Origin of the sequence: Pantoea sp. Fr+CA_20 (assembly GCF_024520835.1) — a bacterium.
GTDB classification, from domain to species: Bacteria; Pseudomonadota; Gammaproteobacteria; order Enterobacterales; family Enterobacteriaceae; genus Pantoea; species Pantoea allii.
On the sequence record NZ_JALNPN010000032.1, the window covers coordinates 1 to 17287 of the forward strand.

Genomic DNA, 17287 nt, shown 5'->3' on the forward strand with positions numbered 1-17287 from the left:
AAGGCCGAGAAAAACGCTAGACTATGAATCACCCGCAGAGCGGTTTAGCCAGTGTGTTGCATCCATCGGTTGAACTCTCAGCTCATAGCGGACCTTCAGCTCAGTCAGCCTGTCCGCTTTGTGCCAGGAGCGTACATTGCATTGATCAGTTTATTTTCAAAATATCATCCAAACCTCAGTGCGACGAAACAAATGTCGATGTTTGCTGCAAAGAGGGAAACGCGAAGTTACGCTGCATACGTTTTACTTCCTCTGCCGGCGGCAGGCCAAACAGCCGTTTAAACTCACGATTAAACTGCGGTGGGCTTTCGTAGCCAACAGCGTAGCTTGCGGCAGCAGCAGTAAGCTTCTTGCGGACCATCAGCATTCGCGCCTGGTGCAGGCGGACCGATTTTACATACTGCATCGGAGGCATGCTGGTTATCGCTTTAAAATGGTGATGAAATGTCGGCACGCTCATGCCGGTTTCCTTCGCCAGTTCGGTGAGCGTTACAGGCTCAGCATATGTGGCATGAATGCGCCGTAACGCTTTCCCAATTTTGCCGAACTGCCCCTGCAAGGCCAGCGCCGCGCGCATTGCATTGCCCTGCGCGCCGGTTAACACACGGAAATAGAGTTCACGCATCCTCGCTGGCCCCAGAATTGCAGCTTCAGTCGGATTGTCCAGAACCTCAAGCACGCGCCATACCGCTGTTTTTATCGTGTCATCCATCGGGCTTGATATCATGCTCTCAGGCGCGGCGGAAGGGGGCAGAGCGCCATACTGTTCGATCTGTAGCATCAGTTCAGCGGCCAGTTGAAAATCAAGATGAATATAGACGGCCAGCAACGGATGCTCTGCTGATGCGTCAGTCTCCATTGTAAAAGGCACGGGCACTGAGACGGCAAGGTAGTGCTGTTCATCATACAAATAGGTCTTTTTGCCGAAGTAACCTCGTTTACTGCCCTGAAAGACAAAAACAATTCCGGGATCATACAGCACTGGCGTTCTTGCAAGCGGTCGGTTGGCGCGCAAAATTCTCACGTCGGGCAATGCAGTAAGGTTATATCCCTCCTGAATTGCCAGTGTTTTCACCCGTGTAATCATGTCGGACATTATAGAGCCTCATAAAATCAGGCAATAAAACCATAAGATTTGGCCTGAAAATCCATCAGTACAGACAATATCATGCAGCTTTTACTGCATGGGAATTAATTATGACATCTGCAAAAACGATTTTTATCACTGGTGTGAGTAGCGGCTTCGGTCTTGCCCTGGCGAAGGAAGCTCTGCTTGCGGGCCATCGGGTTATCGGCACTTTACGCAACTGTGAATCCATTGATGCTTTTGAAGCGCTTGATGCGCAGCGGGCATTCGGCCGTCTGCTTGACGTGACTGACACTGAACGTGTCGATGAGGTGGTCAGAGAAATTCTGGAAACTGTCGGTCCTGTTGATGTTCTGGTCAACAATGCCGGTTACGGCCATGAAGGTATTCTGGAAGAATCCTCTCTTGAAGACATGCGTCGCCAGTTTGACGTGAATGTGTTTGGCGCAGTAGCGATGACAAAAGCAGTACTGCCGGTCATGCGAGAGCGACGCAGCGGGCACATCATCAATATCACGTCGATGGGCGGTTTCATCACCCTGCCCGGTATCAGCTATTACTGCGGCAGCAAATTTGCGCTGGAAGGCATATCAGAAACCTTAAGCAAGGAACTGGCCGCGTTTAACGTAAAAGTCACCGCTGTCGCACCCGGCTCGTTTCGCACCGACTGGGCAGGTCGCTCAATGTCACGCAGTGCTCGAACCATCACAGACTATGACGCGTTCTTTGACCCCATTCGCAAGGCGCGTCAGGAAAAAAGGGGAAATCAACCCGGTGATCCCGTAAAAGCGGCGCAGGCCATCCTGACATTGATTGAAAGTCAGAACCCACCCACATACCTGTTGTTAGGCAGTGATGCTCTGAGTCTGGTGCGGCAAAAGCTCACTGATTTGTCTAGGGAAATAGAAAAATGGGAAAAATTAACGCTTTCGACTGATGGCTAACCCGTCTCTGACCGCGGGAATTGACTGGACAATCTGGTATGGCCGCTCAGACAGTCGGCCATTTTACTTAAGGATGATGCTAGTACTTATGTATGGTCCGCTTTTCGCTCATAGCGGACCTCCAGCTCAGTCAGCATGTCCGCTCTGTGCCAGAAGCGGACATGACTAACAACACGTTATTTTCATCAATTAATTGCAGCCAATTCACTATCAATGTTTATGTATCAGCCTGGTCAGCATCTCGCAGAAGGCCTCGCTTGCTGGATTAACGCGGTGTTTATTCAGGCGTAGCAGGCAATCAACCGACGGCAGAGGCATCCATGTCTCAAGTTCATGCGCATTACAAATTGTTTTCTCAACGCTGTATTGATTGAGTATTCCTATCCCCAGTCCCGAGGTTATCGCCGCAAGCATACCAGCCACTGAAGGACACTCCAGCATCACAGTAAATGGAATTTTTGCCTGCCGAAGTTTCTCCTCAGCCAGGTTTCGGTAATAGCAATCCGGTCCCCAGGTAATAAGCTTCAGGCGCTTATCCGATTCATGCCGCCAGGCAGGCGTTGCGTACCAGTTTAATTTTTCACTCCACAATACCTTATCTTCCGTCGATGCCGTGCCCGTGAAATCCTGATGTAAAATGATCTCCAGACCGCCTTCAGCAAAATGCTGACGCAGGAGATGACTTTGCTCCACCACCAGTTGTATATCCACCTCTGGGTGGTGATGAGTGAAGGTTGAAATCACCTCGCATATTTCAGTCATTGAGATGTGTTCAGTAACCCCTATTCGCAGCTTGCCACGTAGCGACGAAGGCGAAAAATAGGCCACGGCGAGATCGTGTTCAGTGAGTATTTTTTCCGCATGTTGCAGCAGAACGCTGCCCTTTTCTGTCGCAACGGCTTTTCCGGCGATGCGCGTAAGTAGCTGGCATTTAAGTTGATCCTCAAGCCGTCTGAGCTTCCAGCTTACAGCGGACTGGCTCAGGTTGAGAAGTAATGCGGCCTTACTCATGTTGCCCGTTTGCAGCACGGTCCGGAACACTCTGAGTGAGTCAACGGAGAGTCGTTTATTCATTTTTATATGACAAAAGTGGGTTTACAGCGGGAAAGAATGTCACTGGTGTCATATGCAGTCAACGGATAGCCTGACTGAAACAAACACAACGGAAAAAGCTGATGTCCGCTAATAACGCATTAATGAATGACCACGTTCTGATCCAGGGTTGTCGCATTGCGACCGGGGTCCATGGTTCAGGAACACCTCTGGTGCTGGTTCATGGCACGCCCGCACACTCAGTGATCTGGCAGTCACTGGTGCCGGTATTTGTCGATGCGGGTTTTCATGTTCATCTGTATGACCTGCCTGGGTTTGGCGCATCAGAGCGCCCTTTGACGGCTGATACCTCGGTTGCCGCTCAAGTCGGTTTTCTGCTGAAACTGCTTGAACACTGGCAGCTCAAAGAAACACATCTTTTTGGACACGATATCGGCGGGGCCATTTCACTCAGACTGGCGTTCGATAACCCATCCCTTTTGAAGACGCTTACGATTGCCGATATTCCCAGCTACGACTCCTGGCCTTCACCCACATGGAAAGATATGCGGGATAACTATGCGGATTATGCGCTGATCCCCGCCACTGAGCATTACCGCGCGATGTCTCGCCAGTTAAAGATGGCTGTTTTTAATAAGCATCTGATGACAGAGCAGCGGCTGGAAAGTTATCTCGCACCGCTTTGTGGTGTGGTAGGGCAACCTTCATTTTACCAGCATCAGGTTGCGCACTATAATGCCTGTTACACCAGTGACTTTGCAGAAAAATTGCCGCAACTCCGGCTGCCTGTGCAGGTTTTATGGGGCGCCGAAGATGAATGGCAACCCGTTGAGTATGGAAGGCGTTTGCAGCGCGACATCGTCTCTTCCACGCTGCATATCTATGAACAGGCCGGACACTTTTTAATGGAAGATGCTCCCTTGCCTGTCGCCGCACAGTTAATTGATTTTGTTAATCAACATAATATGAGGTAGAGCCATGATCCTGATCGGAATGCTGGATTCACCCTATGTCAGACGGGTTGCTATTTACATGAAAGTATTGGGTATTCAATTCGAGCATCGACCGCTTTCGGTATTCGGCGATTTTGATGTCTTAACGAAAATTAATCCGGCTGTCAAAGTTCCAACGCTTATCACAGATGATAATCAGGTGCTGATCGACTCCACACTAATCATTCATTACCTTGAGAGATATTGCGGTCATTCGACTGCACCCACAGCAAAGTCCGGAGTGGAAGAACTCCGGGATCTGCATCTTACCGGCTTCGCCCTGGCAGCCTGCGAAAAAGCGGTGCAGATTGTGTACGAACAGCGTCTCAGGCCGGAAGAAAAACAGTATCAGCCCTGGTTGAATCGGGTAACTCAACAACTTCATGGTGCATGGCAGACGCTGGAGAACGAGCTGCGAGAAAGTCATCCTGACATACTGTCCGTGGCCGGTATCAGCATCGCAGTGGCCTGGAGTTTTACAGAATTGATGTTGCCAGATACCCTCAGCCGTGAGCTGTATCCGGAAGTAACCGGGTTTACATTGCTGGCCGAACAGCGCCCGGAATTTTTGGCAACACCTTTAAGTTAAAGAGTGCGGGTGGCGTCTCACTGATGCAGTATCTGTATAAGGGAAACACTTACTGCATTAAAATCAATCCGTTGTAAAAGGCTACTTTGTAGACGCCAGTTAAATATCTATAGAAAAGACGCACAACCCTTAATAACTGAATCGCCATGGCTTCTATAGACCTGTAAAAGGACATTATCGTGGCTATATGCAGGGAATAGTTATCTTTCGCTTCTCGCTCAAAGCGAACCGTTCCCCTTCTAAAGTCCGCCTCGTGCTGCGAGTTCAACGGGTCGATGCAACGCTATCCTTAATCAAGCGGGACGTTGCTGCTTACTCGAAAGAATATTTTTATGAAGCCGTAGTTCCGGTTTATTTAGCAGAATTTATTTAATTGATTATTGATACATAGTGGTGTTCTGAGTAGGACGTTATATAAGTCAATGTCCGTTTCTCATATAAAGCGGACATTATCTCAATAATCAGATTTTTTAAGTTTTTACAGAGGCAGAATGTCTGTCCATGCAAATGATCCATACCAGGCCGCCAAGAAGTGAGAAAGCGATACCGATATAAATAGCTGTATCTAGATTCTCTGCGAGGGTTTTTATATCACCAAGGAGACCACCAAAGATGGCGACGCCCAGCGCAGAACCAGCTTGCCGGCTGGCATTGAGTACACCGGCAGCACGTCCCGATTGTTCTTTGACAACAGCATTCATGACTGCTGCTGTAGCGACTGGCGTAATGATGCCGGCAGCAAGGCCGAGAGGCGGAAAGCAAAGCGCGATCTGCCAGTAGTATGCATTTTCATTTAGTATCATGAGTCCTGCGAATCCTGCAGCGTAGAGCCCATAACATCCGGCTATCAGCCTAAAAGGGCCGAACAGGCTATTGAGCTTTCCGGCACTAAAGCTGCCTAATGTAACCATCAGGGTTAGTGGAAGAAAAGCAAGACCAACATTTAGTGATGACCAGACTTTTCCAGCGTCAGAGGTGAAAGTCATTGCAGAAGTTAAGCATGTGGTTTCAGCTGGGTGTGGCGCGTTACGCTTTCAGGAAGGGAGGCGGCCCTGGTGAAATGAACAGGCCTACATTTGCCTGGAATTCAAAGAGCGTAAACCAAAGAGCAAATTGTTGCATCGCCAGTAAAAGAAGCTTTTAAGGTCCAGATTCTGCAATTCACTAAATACCTGTCATTTACGCGTTGCCATCATAGATGAGCATAAAATAAGCTATGAGATCTGTTTTTAACGCTGACAGGAAATACGGATGAAGAAAATTTTTGTGCTGCTGTTTGGACTGACCATCATGATCCCATTGAGTGCCGACGCGGACAGCACGTATGTTTTCTTCCGTCATGGGGAGAAACCCGATAACACCAGTGGGCAACTGACCTGCAAAGGGCTGAACCGCGCCCTGAAGCTTCCTGCTGTGTTGCTTAGCCGCTATGGAAACCCGGATGCGCTTTATGCTTCTGCACCTAAAGAGGATAAAACAGGAAGTTCACTGCGCCCACTTTCCACCATTATTCCCCTGGCGGTCCAGATTTCGAAGCCTGTGATACTTCGTTTTCACGCTGACAAACCGGGTAAACTGGTCTCTGACCTGCTTTCAGAAAAACAGGTTCCGCTGACATTTATCGCCTGGGAACATAAAAATTTGGTCACGGCAGCCCGAACGCTGGTTGAAAAAACGGGAGGTGATGCCGGGCAGATCCCTGACTGGCCCTCGGCAGATTTTGATTCACTGTATGTTGTGAAAATTGACGACCAGCAGCATTTCAAATCGTTTTCTCACGAGACTGAGGGGCTGAATGGCGTCTCAACGGAATGCCCTGACAGCGCTCATCATTGACTGGTGCAAATCCGCTTTGTCACAAAGCGGACTGACTTAGCGGCTCTGCATGTAAAGTAAATGCAGAGCCAGCGCCCAGGGTTGGGCGCACTGCTGAGTCAAATGAATCGACTCGCGTCGCGCTGAAAAGGCGGAAAGCGTCCAGCCTGATGGCTGACCATTCTACTGAGGCGCAGCGGGTTACAAGCTCCTCCTGTCAAAATGAGGTGCGGGCGTGATCATTTTCGGTTATTTCACGCACGACGCGGCAAGGATTACCCACCGCCAGAACGCCTGACGGAATATCCTTGACCACTACGCTTCCCGCCCCGATGACAACGTTGTTACCTATTGTTATGCCCGGAATAATGCTGACACCCGCACCAATCCAGACATTATTGCCGATGGTCACAGGGCTCGCGTATTCCAGTCCCTGATTTCGGCGTTCGGCATCCAGAGGATGGCCTGCGGTATAAATACCGACGTTGGGTGCGAGAAAGACGTTATCACCGATCACCACGTCAGCCCCATCAAGAATAATAAGATTATGGTTAGCGTAAAAATTGTCGCCAATCGTAATGTTAACGCCATAGTCGCAGTAAAAAGGGGGTTCGATAACGGGATTGCTGCCACACTTTTTAAGCAGCCGGGTGAGCAGCGCAAGGCGTGTTTCATTATTATCAGGCCGACTCAGGTTATAGTCATAACAAAGCATCTTAGCGAGCCCCCGGCGTTGAAGAATGCGTTCATCATGGTTTGCATCATACAAAGTACCATCTGGTACTCGGGTCACCTCGTTCATCTTCTTCCTTATCCTTTCGGCTTAAATGTCTTTATCTCAGGCACCCTGTTCAGGTGTTATCCAGCTTAGCGCGTTTCTGTCACCCCTGCGGCCCTGACAGCCCAGGATGCGTCTGTGGCATGTTCGCGCCTTTAACCATGTATCGCACACGATTTAATCATATTAAGAAACAGCAGGGGAACGACGCCATGCCGACTCGCTACCAGACGCAGGCACCGTTGTTATCCAACGTCACGCTGGTTGAGGTTTTAGCGCCCGAAACCCGTCACAGCAAAATGTAAGCAAAGCGTAGATGTGCTTTTTTGCATAAATTTTGCCAACGCCGTTTCTTACTATGGCTCCTCATTTCCCGGTCATGACAGCGAGGCGTGGTCTCATGAAGCAGTTAAGAATTTATACACTGAAGGATAAAGCGAGCGCTGTGGAGTATTTCAGACAGTGCTGGCCAAAACACAGGGTCAGTTTGCTGAAATTTGGCATAGAGGTGGACAATGTGTTTCTGGGGGGGAATGACCAGCAAAATCAGGTGATGGCTGTGGTCACCTTACCGGAGGGATGTCATGTTCAACATCTGAATGAGCAATATATGCGCAGCCAGGCGTTCCGCGACGATATGGCCGGGTTTCCTGTGGCGAATATTATTCGGGTCGAGGAAATGTGTATTAGCGAAACGCTTTTTTAATGATGTTTTCTCCTTCGCTTAAGGCTGGGATGACACGCAGGCGCGATTTTTCAACGGACGCGTAAGGCGTGTAATTTCGTTAAGATGACGCACGGTGAACAGAATAAAATGTGCATGTCAGCAATGGCTTTCTCTGCTTTTCATGGCATCGGGTAAAAATACCCGATGCCATCTATCCGAAACCTCGCGCTGTTTAATCCTGTAAACCTGACGTGCAGAACTTACGTGTGAAGACCGCGTTCAACACCGGGGCGCACTATCTGCTGTGGCTGTCCGCGGTGCCATAAACCTGTTTGATGCGATGACGAGAGAAAACCCTGTCCTGTCGCGACAGACAGCCCGCGAATAAACCGCGCTGACCACCGCACACCTGATTTCTCCCTCCTGACTACCCATACCGTTGTTCATTCTCTGGCCCGCGCATGTGCTCGCGTCTGCCGTTCACGCTGCGAGGCAGTCAGAAGCTGCGTCACTTGATGTGAATGCCACGTTAAAGGGCATCCCGGCAGTGACGTGATGGTTTTGCGGTTCCACTTAACAAAAAAGGAAAATTACCCGAATAATAAATAACTTATAATTAACAGCCTGCGAAAGATCGGCAAATGCGAATTTGTGATCCTTATGTTGACGACTCACTGAATTTTGCCAGCCACTTTATTTTCCCGGCAGCCATTCAAAGGCTGAGAGAAAGCAGCTCCCTCTAGACTGCTGCTAATCGGGAAAAATCGGTTTCCTGTTTGGCCTCAACCTGAAAAAGGAATAACAATGAACAGCGCCATTATTGCAGGTATTTTCTGGCATCTGGTGGGGGCCGCCAGTGCCGCCTGTTTTTATGCTCCGTTTAAGCAGGTGAAAAAGTGGTCATGGGAAACCATGTGGTCGGTGGGCGGTGTGATGTCGTGGCTGATCTTGCCATGGGCGGTCAGTGCGGTACTGCTGCCAAACTTCTGCGCTTATTACACCAGCTTCAGCGCCTCGCAGTTGCTGCCGGTGTTTCTGTTCGGTGCCATGTGGGGCGTGGGCAATATTAACTACGGGCTCACCATGCGCTATCTGGGCATGTCGATGGGCATCGGGATCGCGATTGGGATTACGCTTGTTGTCGGCACCTTGATGACGCCGCTGCTGCAGGGCCGGTTCGTCGAGCTGTTCAACTCGCCCGGCGGCCGCATGACGCTGCTCGGCGTGCTGGTGGCGTTGGTGGGCGTGGCCATCGTCTCGCGTGCGGGGTTACTGAAAGAGCGAGCGCTAGGGATTAACGCGGAAGAGTTCAACCTGAAGAAAGGCCTGGTGCTGGCCGTCATCTGCGGCATTTTTTCAGCCGGGATGTCGTTCGCAATGGATGCGGCGAAACCCATGCATGAGGCGGCCGCCAGCCTGGGCATTAATCCTCTTTACGTGGCGTTACCCAGCTATGTGGTCATCATGGGCGGCGGGGCGGTGATTAACCTGGCGTACTGTTTTATGCGCCTGGCGCTGAAGCCAGAGCTGTCTGTGCGGCAGGACTTTTCCATCGCGAAACCGCTACTGTTCGCCAATATCGCCTTCGCCATTCTGGGTGGAACCATGTGGTATTTGCAGTTTTTCTTCTATGCCTGGGGACACGCCAAAATCCCGCCGCAGTATGACTTTGTCAGCTGGATGCTGCACATGAGTCTGTATGTGCTGTGTGGCGGCGTGGTAGGGCTGGTGCTGAAAGAGTGGAAGGACGTGGGACGCCGTCCGGTTCGGGTGTTATCGATTGGCTGTGTGGTTATCATTATCGCGGCTAACATCGTCGGGCTTGGCATGGCTTCCTGAAACAAAAGAAATCAGGCCTGACGCTGACGTCAGGCTTTTTCATTATCGGTGCGCAGGCGTTGTGGCAGAAAGCGCTGCCGCCAGGCACTGGGTGTCAGGCCGGTTTCTCGCGTAAATACCACAGAAAAATAGTTACTGTCGTCAAACCCACACTGCGCCGCAATCTCGCTGATTAAACCGGACTGGGTGCGCAATAAATGTTTGGCCTGACACAGCTGTAACTGACGTAAATAGTGGCCAATTGTCATGCCGGTTTGCTGGCGGAACAGCTGCTTAAGCGAGCGTTCACTCAGCTGATGCTGCTCGCAAAAGTCTGCCAGATTCAAGGGGCGACTGATGTCCACTAACAGTGCCGACATCAGCCGATCCAGTTGCTCGCCTTCAGGCAGGGAGCCGGCACGTTCGGGAGCATAACCATGGCGACGTAAAATCAGCGCCAGCTGCAAAAAAAGCGCCTCGGACAGTTGCACGGAGAGCGCATCACTTTTGCGGCTCTCGCGCTCCAGCTGGCTAATGACGCCCCGTGCCAGCGTCATACCACGAGTCGTGAGCCGCCAGCCACTGGGCATGGTTTCTTGTTGGGGCGGTAGCAACTGGCCCCAGTCAAGCGCAAGATGAAAACGGTCCCGGCAATACAGAATGTTATCAAGGGCCAGATCGTGCACGCTGTCATAGCTATGGCAGTCGCTGTCGCAAATATAAAAAACATCGCCGCAGGTAATCAGCCACGGGCGATCGTTAAGGATATGCAGGCCATTGCCGCGCCAGACGATAACGATCTCGCTGAAAGTATGCTGGTGCGGCGGAAAGGAGGGCTGTGGCATACGTTCAGCCACAGCAATGGGCAAGTTGCTGGCCGGGAAGTAGTCCTTACGTGACAGGATCAGTGACATAGTTAATGCTCCGCTTACCACATAGGCTGGCGCTCCGTTCGGGGCGCGCAGCCAAATTCCCGTCTGAACAGGGTAGAAAAATGGTTACTGTCACCGAATCCACACTGATAGGCGATGTCCGTTATGCGCATATCGCTGTGACGCAGCAGGTGGCGAGCCTGCAATAAACGCAGCCGGTTAAGATATCGCTGTGGCGTGCTACCGGTTTGCTGCTTCATCTGGCGATGCAGTGTACGCAGTGACAGCGAGAAGCGCTCGGCCAGTGCTTCCCAGCTAATCTCCTCACTGTAGTGATCATTCAACCAGTCTAGCAACCGGTGCAGCCTGGCTTCCTGATCCTGCGCGTTGGGGTTGTGCGCCGCTTCACGCAGCAGTACGAGTAACTGTAAAAACTGCCTTTCCTGATGCGCCTGACGCTCCAGCGACCATACCGCCTGCGGCGTCATCTGTTCCACCAGGAGCAGGGCCTGCGCCATCGCTTTTTGATTAATCCGCCAGTGAGACGCGCACCCACGGTCATCCTCCAGGGGCAGCAACGCCTGTAAGCCCGACAGAAAACGAAACGCCACCGGACTGCGATACAGCACGTTCGTCAGGCACAGGTTGTCGGTTTTCTCATACAGATGACGATCGTGATCGCGCACAAAGCAGACGCAACCGGCGCTTAATGTCTGCGCCTGACCATTGAACACATGAATGCCTGAACCCTGTTCGACCAGCACAATTTCGTGAAAATCATGGTGATGTTCAGGAAACGCCTGCTGGGGCACACGCGGCTCAATGGCAATGGCGTAATCGCCAGCCGGAAAGAAATCAGCACTATGCAGAACAGTCATGATTCGCCCTCGTTTAACAAAACTGCAACCGAGTCTACGCAGGCGATGTGCAGCTTACCTTGAATTTTGAACCGCGCAGCGCAGGAAATGCGTGAAATTTTCAAGATCGCTTAAGTGATTGATAAAAATGCGGGAAAGCTCACAACTCTGCCGTTAGGGAGTTCTGTGAGCTTCCTCACGAACACCTTTGTCACCCTGCCAGTGCCGCTAACCGGCTGGCAGTGCCGCTAAGGTGACAGCAGGGCGCGCTGCGTATCCTGTCGCCATGTCATTTCAGGAAGAACAGGCGATGAGCATGCGTAATAGTGTGGCGATTGATTTAGGCGCATCGAGCGGACGTGTGATGCTTGCACAGTGGACGGCCACCAGCCAGCAGCTCAGGCTGCGCGAAGTGCGCCGCTTTACCAATCAACGCGTTTGCCAGGCCGGCTATGACTGCTGGGATCTGGACAGGCTGGAGCACGAGATCCGGGCTGGACTGGCGCAACTGGATGAAGAGGGCATTGTGCCCGACAGCATCGGCATTGATACCTGGGGCGTGGATCTGGTGTTACTGGATGCCGAAGGAGCACGCGTCGGTGAGGCGGTGAGCTACCGGGACCCGCGCACCGAAGGCCTGATGAAACAGGCCATCGATGACCTGGGACAGCAGGCCATTTATCAACGTACCGGTATTCAGTTCCTGCCTTTTAATACCTTATATCAGCTGCGTGCTCTGCATCTGCAACAGCCGGACTGGCAGGCGCGGGTCAAACATGCGCTGATGATCCCGGACTACCTACATTATCGTCTGACGGGCGTGATGAACTGGGAATACACCAATGCCACCACGACGCAGTTGCTGAACATCCACAGCGGTGAGTGGGATACTGACCTGCTGGCCTGGGCGGGCGTCGATCCCGCGTGGTTCGGTAAACCCCAGCCTCCGGGCAACAGGGTTGGTCACTTTATCAGTGCGAGCGGCAAACCGATTCCGGTCATCGCCGTGGCCACCCACGATACGGCCAGCGCCGTTCTGGCGACGCCGCTCCTGGCGGACAACACCGCCTACCTCAGTTCGGGTACCTGGTCGCTAATGGGGATTGAAAGCCTGCAACCCTGTGTGTGTGACGCGGCGATGAATGCCAACGTCACCAATGAAGGCGGCGCGGAAGGCTACCGGGTACTGAAAAACATTATGGGATTATGGCTGCTGCAGCGCGTCTGCTCGGAACGCGGCATCCACGATTTGTGCGCGTTGATTGACGCCGCCGCCCGTCAACCAGCCTGCCAGGCGTTGATCAATCCCAACGATGCCCGATTCATCAATCCTGAAAATATGGTGCAGGCCATTCAACATGCCTGTGCAGAACAGGCAATGCCGGTCCCGCATACCGACGCCGCACTGGCCCGCACGATTTTTGACAGCCTGGCGCTGCTCTACCGTAAGACGATGGGGGAGCTCAGCCAGTTGTGCGGCACGCCATTACGCCAGTTGCATGTTGTCGGCGGCGGCAGCCAGAACCCGCTGCTGAACCAGCTGTGCGCCGATGCCTGCCAGTTGCCGGTGCTGGCGGGGCCGGTTGAGGCCTCCACGCTCGGCAATGTCGGCTGCCAGCTGATTGCGCTGGGAGAACTGCGCGACGTCGCTGAAGTCCGCCGCTGTATCAGCCGTAATTTCCCGTTAGAAACTTTTACTCCGCAGAATCACAGCGCCTTTGCAGCCCATCAGGCTCGCTTCGCCGCGCTGTGCCAACCCGCTAAGGAATGTGCTTATGACAAAGCTGATTGAACAGGCTTTTGAGCTGGCTAAACACCGTTACGCTGCCATTGGCGTCGATGTCGACCAGGTAATGACGCAACTGGATGAGATCCCGGTCTCCATGCACTGCTGGCAAGGCGACGACGTGCGTGGATTTGAAAATCCCAACGGCAAGCTGACGGGCGGTATCCAGGCAACTGGCAATTATCCCGGCCGGGCGCGCAATGCGGTTGAGCTGCGTGCCGATCTGGATAAAGCCATGTCGTTAATTCCCGGCCCGAAAAGAGTCAATCTGCATGCTATCTATCTGGAAAGTGATCAGCCGGTTGAGCGCGACGCAATTGAACCGCAGCATTTCCGTCACTGGGTCGAATGGGCAAAGCAAAACAACCTCGGGCTGGATTTTAACCCGACCTGTTTTTCCCATGCGCACAGTGCGGAGGGTTTCACGCTGGCGCACGCCGATGCGGGCATCCGTCAGTTCTGGATCGATCACTGCAAAGCCAGCCGCCGCATTTCGGCTTACTTTGGTGAGCAGCTTGGCACGCCTTCCGTTATGAATATTTGGGTACCGGATGGGATGAAAGATCTCACGGTCGATCGTGCGGCACCGCGCCAGCGTCTGGCCAGCTCACTGGATGCGATTATCAGCGAAAACTACAACCCGCAACACCATATCGATGCGGTTGAAAGCAAGCTGTTTGGCATCGGTGCAGAGAGTTATACGGTAGGCTCCAACGAATTCTGCCTGGGCTTCGCCGCCAGTCGCCAGATTGCGCTGACACTGGATGCGGGCCATTTCCATCCTACCGAAGTGATCTCCGACAAAATCTCGACAGCGATGCTGTTTGTTCCGCGGCTGCTGTTGCACGTCAGCCGTCCGGTGCGCTGGGACAGCGATCATGTGGTCCTGTTGGATGATGAAACCCAGGCCATTGCTCATGAAATCGCACGCCAGAAGCTGTTCGATAAAGTGCATATCGGTCTCGACTTTTTTGACGCCTCAATCAACCGCATTGCCGCCTGGGTGATTGGCACACGCAATACCAAAAAAGCCTTGTTGCGTGCCCTGCTGGAACCGAGCGATCAGCTCAGAGCGCTGGAACGTGAAGGGGATTACACCGCGCGTCTGGCACTGCTGGAAGAGCAAAAATCTCTGCCGTGGCAGGCGGTCTGGGAAGCCTGGTGCCTGCGCCATGATGTGCCGGCCGATGCCAGCTGGCTGAGCGAGGTTCGTCACTATGAACACCACACATTGCGTCAACGCTAAGGAAAAGGCTATGCAAACTATTTTGAACGCTGGGTTTGTGCAGGGGATGGTAAAAGTCACCAGTGATATGTGGCTGAAAGGCTGGGATGAGCGTAATGGCGGCAATGTCAGCCTGCGCCTGTTACCGGAAGAGGTAGCACCTTTTGCTGCCGATTTTTACGCGCAGCCGCGCTGCGTTGAGTTAAGTCAGCCTGTCCCGGACCTGGCCAACGACTGGTTTCTGGTCACGGGCTCGGGCAAGTTCTTTCGCAACGTTCAGCTTGATGCCGCGGACAGCCTGGTCCTGTTGCAGGTGGATGACAAAGGCTTGTCGTATCGCATCCATTGGGGGCTGAGTAACGGTGGAATGCCGACATCAGAACTGGCGTCCCATTTCCAGTCGCACGCTGTACGCAAACGCGTTACGCAAGGGGCCGACAGGGTGATTATGCACTGCCATGCCACAAACTTTATGGCGCTGAGCTATGTCGTCAACCTCGACGCCGCGCGCTTCACTCGCCTGCTGTGGGAAGGCAGTACCGAATGCCTGGTGGTGTTTCCGGATGGCGTCGGGGTTCTGCCCTGGATGGTGCCCGGCACGGATGGCATCGGTCAGGCGACCGCTGACGAAATGGCCACTCACAGCCTGGTCATGTGGCCGTTCCACGGGATCTTTGGTGCAGGACCGACGCTGGATGACACCTTCGGCCTGATCGATACCGCCGAGAAGTCGTCTGAGGTGGTCGTGAAAGCCCTGTCGATGGGCGGCATACGTCAGAGCATCACGACGGCGCAGTTAATCGCGCTGGGTGAACGCTTTAATGTCAAGCCCTGGCAGGCGGCGCTTCAGGCGGTGCGCAGTGATGTTGCGTAAGGCGTTTGTGATGCAGGTGCATCCGGACTGCCACGATGAGTATCTGCGCCGTCATTCGCCCATCTGGCCTGAGCTGGAACAAACGCTTAAAGCGCACGGTGCGCATCACTATGCCATCTGGCTGGATACGACGCGCCACCTGCTCTTTGCCAGCGTGGAGATCGAATCAGAGGCGCGCTGGCAGGCGGTGGCGCAGACGGCGGTGTGCCAGCGCTGGTGGGCATCCATGCAGGATGTGATGGTGACGAATGCGGATAACAGCCCGGTCAGCGAACCATTACAGTCCATGTTCTATCTGCCTTAGGCCGTTATCGGGCGACAGGGCCGGATGAAAAGGGCCCTGTCCTGCGCAGGGTTGCGGCGGTGGTGCTCTGGCGTCACCGCCGACCTGCGTAATGGCGCTGCGGAGGGCGACAACCTCAGTAGCGAACCCGGCTGCTGCCCAGGCGCAAGTTGGGCACGGCTGACATGACCGGGCCAGGGATCACCGGCATGCCGTTCAGCATCGACAAAAATGCCTGTGCCCAGTGATGGCTGTCATGCAGATGCAAGCCCTTCATCAGGCGCGCATGCAGATGTCGCCGTTCACGCAATGGCATCTGCAGGGCGCTGTGAATGGCATCGGCCATGGCATCCGGATCGTAAGGATTGACGATAAGCGCACCGTCCATTTGCTCTGCCGCGCCAGCAAACTGCGACAGAATCAGCACGCCTGGGTTATCCGGGTCCTGCAGCGCCACATACATTTTTGCCATTAAACTCATTCCCGACATCAGCGGCGTGACCAGGGCTACGCGTGAGGCGCGGTAAATGCCCGCCTGTTCCTCACGGCTGTAGGCATGAGTCAGACAGTTAACGGGATACCAGTTCATCATGCCGTGTACGCCGTTAAATTCGCCGCAAAGGGTTTCTAACGTGTGCGCGATGCCCGGTGCCCGGTCTGCGTAGCCCGCAGCGTGCGGTGCCAGCTGTAGCAGGGTAATATTTTTTTGATAAACCGCATGTTTGCGCAGCAGCACTTCTATCGCGCTGATGCGGTAAGGCAGTCCGGCGCTTTCATCAAGATGGCCGCCGCTCAGTACGGTGTTTTCCGCTAAGCTTTCACGGCACTGCATTTCCATAAAGGCACAGCTGTTGCTGTCACGCAGACAGCGCACATCATCAAGATCAATCCCGACAGGAAAGACACCGAGCTTCACAATCCGTCCCTGCACGCGAATGCTGTCAATACTCAGGCGCTCGGTACGACATTCGCTCTCCAGCCAGACGATAAAGTTGTTCATGTCCTGAACGGTCTGAAAGCCAATCAGGTCACAGCACAGCAGCGATTCTGTGAGCCAGCGCCAGTCGGGAATCGCCTCAAACATCTTGCCCGAGGGAAAAGGTTGATGCAGGAAAAAGCCCACCGGGTTGGTCAGTCCGGCCTCTCGAAGGTAGTGGGCGCAGCCTAACAGGTGGTAATCCTGTATCCAGATGGCGTCGTCGGGCATGGCGTTTTCACTGATGACCTGTGCGTAGGCTTCGTTAATTTTTTTATATTCCCGATAGCCGTCAGCAGAGAAGCGGGCCAGGTCCGGACGCTGGTGGAAAACCGGCCACATCCCTTTATGAACATACTGGTGATAACCTTCATTCACCTCGTCCCTGGACAGAGGAAAGGTCAGGGTTGCATAAGCGCCTTTCTGCTGAGCGTTCAGCGGCCTCGGCGCATCAGGAGGCAGAACCGCCGTCTCGCCATCCCAGCTGATCCAGAGTCCGCCGTGGCGGGAAAGAAGACCTTCATAAATAGCGGACAGGGTGGAACGTTGTGAATGATTGTGTGATACCAGGATAAAACCTGACATGGTGTTTTCCTTATGGGCGGGCAGGGCATCAGTCGCCGTGCCCGATGTCCAACAGTCGTCGTGTGGAGGTCGGATGAGAAACTGCA

At 53.3% G+C, this 17287-nt stretch carries 18 protein-coding genes; 11 read left to right on the forward strand and 7 right to left on the reverse strand.

What is annotated here, in order from left to right:
* Nucleotides 1-175: 175 nt before the first annotated feature.
* On the reverse strand, nucleotides 176-1096 hold the full coding sequence (locus NR177_RS22755; protein WP_063879265.1) for an AraC family transcriptional regulator: 921 nt from the start codon (nucleotides 1094-1096) through the stop codon (nucleotides 176-178).
* A 101-nt stretch (nucleotides 1097-1197) separates the two neighbouring features.
* Between NR177_RS22755 and NR177_RS22760 the strand changes: the two genes are divergently transcribed.
* Entirely contained in the window at nucleotides 1198-2031 is an 834-nt protein-coding gene (locus NR177_RS22760) for an oxidoreductase (RefSeq protein WP_256853721.1), read from the forward strand.
* Between the two features lie 210 nt (nucleotides 2032-2241).
* On the opposite strand, the gene NR177_RS22765 is transcribed toward NR177_RS22760, so the two are convergent.
* A complete protein-coding gene (locus NR177_RS22765; RefSeq protein WP_096012454.1) occupies nucleotides 2242-3105 on the reverse strand; it encodes a LysR family transcriptional regulator in 864 nt (287 codons plus the stop codon).
* Between the two features lie 101 nt (nucleotides 3106-3206).
* Between NR177_RS22765 and NR177_RS22770 the strand changes: the two genes are divergently transcribed.
* Both NR177_RS22770 and NR177_RS22775 read left to right on the forward strand, forming a co-directional pair.
* Nucleotides 3207-4058, forward strand: coding sequence for an alpha/beta fold hydrolase (locus tag NR177_RS22770; RefSeq protein ID WP_256853722.1), 852 nt, complete (start codon nucleotides 3207-3209; stop codon nucleotides 4056-4058).
* A gap of 4 nt (nucleotides 4059-4062) precedes the next feature.
* Nucleotides 4063-4665, forward strand: coding sequence for a glutathione S-transferase (locus NR177_RS22775; protein ID WP_096012455.1), 603 nt, complete (start codon nucleotides 4063-4065; stop codon nucleotides 4663-4665).
* Nucleotides 4666-5135: 470 nt separating this feature from the next.
* Here the strand turns inward: NR177_RS22775 and NR177_RS22780 are convergent, their stop codons facing one another.
* On the reverse strand, nucleotides 5136-5651 hold the full coding sequence (locus tag NR177_RS22780; protein WP_372340347.1) for an MFS transporter: 516 nt from the start codon (nucleotides 5649-5651) through the stop codon (nucleotides 5136-5138).
* A gap of 265 nt (nucleotides 5652-5916) precedes the next feature.
* On the opposite strand from NR177_RS22780, the gene NR177_RS22785 reads away from it, so the two are divergent.
* Complete coding sequence (locus tag NR177_RS22785; RefSeq protein ID WP_063879271.1) at nucleotides 5917-6501, forward strand: histidine phosphatase family protein; 585 nt, start codon at nucleotides 5917-5919, stop codon at nucleotides 6499-6501.
* A 196-nt stretch (nucleotides 6502-6697) separates the two neighbouring features.
* On the opposite strand, the gene NR177_RS22790 is transcribed toward NR177_RS22785, so the two are convergent.
* Nucleotides 6698-7282 (reverse strand): sugar O-acetyltransferase, encoded by a 585-nt coding sequence (locus NR177_RS22790; protein WP_256853723.1) that lies wholly within the window; start codon nucleotides 7280-7282, stop codon nucleotides 6698-6700.
* A gap of 119 nt (nucleotides 7283-7401) precedes the next feature.
* Here NR177_RS22790 and NR177_RS22795 point away from each other — a divergent pair, with 119 nt between their 5' ends.
* The 3 genes from NR177_RS22795 (at nucleotide 7402) to rhaT (ending at nucleotide 9764) form a co-directional block, all read left to right on the forward strand.
* Entirely contained in the window at nucleotides 7402-7563 is a 162-nt protein-coding gene (locus NR177_RS22795; protein WP_181377098.1) for a hypothetical protein, read from the forward strand.
* A gap of 95 nt (nucleotides 7564-7658) precedes the next feature.
* Entirely contained in the window at nucleotides 7659-7964 is a 306-nt protein-coding gene (locus NR177_RS22800; RefSeq protein WP_109716192.1) for a hypothetical protein, read from the forward strand.
* Between the two features lie 765 nt (nucleotides 7965-8729).
* Nucleotides 8730-9764, forward strand: a complete 1035-nt coding sequence (gene rhaT / locus NR177_RS22805) for an L-rhamnose/proton symporter RhaT (protein WP_256853724.1) — start codon at nucleotides 8730-8732, stop codon at nucleotides 9762-9764.
* Nucleotides 9765-9793: 29 nt separating this feature from the next.
* On the opposite strand, the gene rhaR is transcribed toward rhaT, so the two are convergent.
* Both rhaR and rhaS read right to left on the reverse strand, forming a co-directional pair.
* Complete coding sequence (gene rhaR, locus NR177_RS22810) at nucleotides 9794-10657, reverse strand: HTH-type transcriptional activator RhaR (protein ID WP_063879275.1); 864 nt, start codon at nucleotides 10655-10657, stop codon at nucleotides 9794-9796.
* 14 nt (nucleotides 10658-10671) lie between these two features.
* The gene (gene rhaS, locus NR177_RS22815) at nucleotides 10672-11493 is read right to left on the reverse strand and encodes an HTH-type transcriptional activator RhaS (RefSeq protein ID WP_145393389.1); all 822 of its coding nucleotides are present in this window, start codon (nucleotides 11491-11493) and stop codon (nucleotides 10672-10674) included.
* A 289-nt stretch (nucleotides 11494-11782) separates the two neighbouring features.
* On the opposite strand from rhaS, the gene rhaB reads away from it, so the two are divergent.
* The 4 genes from rhaB to rhaM are packed head-to-tail and all read left to right on the forward strand — an operon-like array spanning nucleotide 11783 to nucleotide 15661.
* Nucleotides 11783-13264, forward strand: a complete 1482-nt coding sequence (gene rhaB / locus NR177_RS22820) for a rhamnulokinase (RefSeq protein ID WP_256853725.1) — start codon at nucleotides 11783-11785, stop codon at nucleotides 13262-13264.
* The gene (locus NR177_RS22825; RefSeq protein ID WP_256853726.1) at nucleotides 13248-14504 is read left to right on the forward strand and encodes an L-rhamnose isomerase; all 1257 of its coding nucleotides are present in this window, start codon (nucleotides 13248-13250) and stop codon (nucleotides 14502-14504) included. Before rhaB ends, NR177_RS22825 begins: the two co-directional genes overlap by 17 nt.
* A gap of 10 nt (nucleotides 14505-14514) precedes the next feature.
* Entirely contained in the window at nucleotides 14515-15357 is an 843-nt protein-coding gene (gene rhaD, locus NR177_RS22830) for a rhamnulose-1-phosphate aldolase (RefSeq protein ID WP_256853727.1), read from the forward strand.
* A complete protein-coding gene (gene rhaM / locus NR177_RS22835; protein ID WP_256853737.1) occupies nucleotides 15347-15661 on the forward strand; it encodes an L-rhamnose mutarotase in 315 nt (104 codons plus the stop codon). Before rhaD ends, rhaM begins: the two co-directional genes overlap by 11 nt.
* 115 nt (nucleotides 15662-15776) lie before the next feature.
* Here the strand turns inward: rhaM and NR177_RS22840 are convergent, their stop codons facing one another.
* Nucleotides 15777-17201, reverse strand: a complete 1425-nt coding sequence (locus NR177_RS22840) for a trehalose-6-phosphate synthase (RefSeq protein ID WP_256853728.1) — start codon at nucleotides 17199-17201, stop codon at nucleotides 15777-15779.
* Between the last annotated feature and the right edge of the window lie 86 nt (nucleotides 17202-17287).

Coding starts and splice junctions, on each gene's coding strand:
- NR177_RS22840 (WP_256853728.1), bottom strand. CDS start 17,201: ATGTCAGGTTTTATCCTGGTATCACACAATCATTCACAACGTTCCACC.
- NR177_RS22770 (WP_256853722.1), top strand. CDS start 3,207: ATGTCCGCTAATAACGCATTAATGAATGACCACGTTCTGATCCAGGGT.
- NR177_RS22760 (WP_256853721.1), top strand. CDS start 1,198: ATGACATCTGCAAAAACGATTTTTATCACTGGTGTGAGTAGCGGCTTC.
- NR177_RS22785 (WP_063879271.1), top strand. CDS start 5,917: ATGAAGAAAATTTTTGTGCTGCTGTTTGGACTGACCATCATGATCCCA.
- NR177_RS22755 (WP_063879265.1), bottom strand. CDS start 1,096: ATGTCCGACATGATTACACGGGTGAAAACACTGGCAATTCAGGAGGGA.
- rhaD (WP_256853727.1), top strand. CDS start 14,515: ATGCAAACTATTTTGAACGCTGGGTTTGTGCAGGGGATGGTAAAAGTC.
- NR177_RS22765 (WP_096012454.1), bottom strand. CDS start 3,105: ATGAATAAACGACTCTCCGTTGACTCACTCAGAGTGTTCCGGACCGTG.
- rhaB (WP_256853725.1), top strand. CDS start 11,783: ATGAGCATGCGTAATAGTGTGGCGATTGATTTAGGCGCATCGAGCGGA.
- rhaS (WP_145393389.1), bottom strand. CDS start 11,493: ATGACTGTTCTGCATAGTGCTGATTTCTTTCCGGCTGGCGATTACGCC.
- NR177_RS22790 (WP_256853723.1), bottom strand. CDS start 7,282: ATGAACGAGGTGACCCGAGTACCAGATGGTACTTTGTATGATGCAAAC.
- NR177_RS22775 (WP_096012455.1), top strand. CDS start 4,063: ATGATCCTGATCGGAATGCTGGATTCACCCTATGTCAGACGGGTTGCT.
- NR177_RS22795 (WP_181377098.1), top strand. CDS start 7,402: ATGTTCGCGCCTTTAACCATGTATCGCACACGATTTAATCATATTAAG.
- NR177_RS22780 (WP_372340347.1), bottom strand. CDS start 5,651: ATGACTTTCACCTCTGACGCTGGAAAAGTCTGGTCATCACTAAATGTT.
- rhaR (WP_063879275.1), bottom strand. CDS start 10,657: ATGTCACTGATCCTGTCACGTAAGGACTACTTCCCGGCCAGCAACTTG.
- rhaM (WP_256853737.1), top strand. CDS start 15,347: ATGTTGCGTAAGGCGTTTGTGATGCAGGTGCATCCGGACTGCCACGAT.
- rhaT (WP_256853724.1), top strand. CDS start 8,730: ATGAACAGCGCCATTATTGCAGGTATTTTCTGGCATCTGGTGGGGGCC.
- NR177_RS22800 (WP_109716192.1), top strand. CDS start 7,659: ATGAAGCAGTTAAGAATTTATACACTGAAGGATAAAGCGAGCGCTGTG.
- NR177_RS22825 (WP_256853726.1), top strand. CDS start 13,248: ATGACAAAGCTGATTGAACAGGCTTTTGAGCTGGCTAAACACCGTTAC.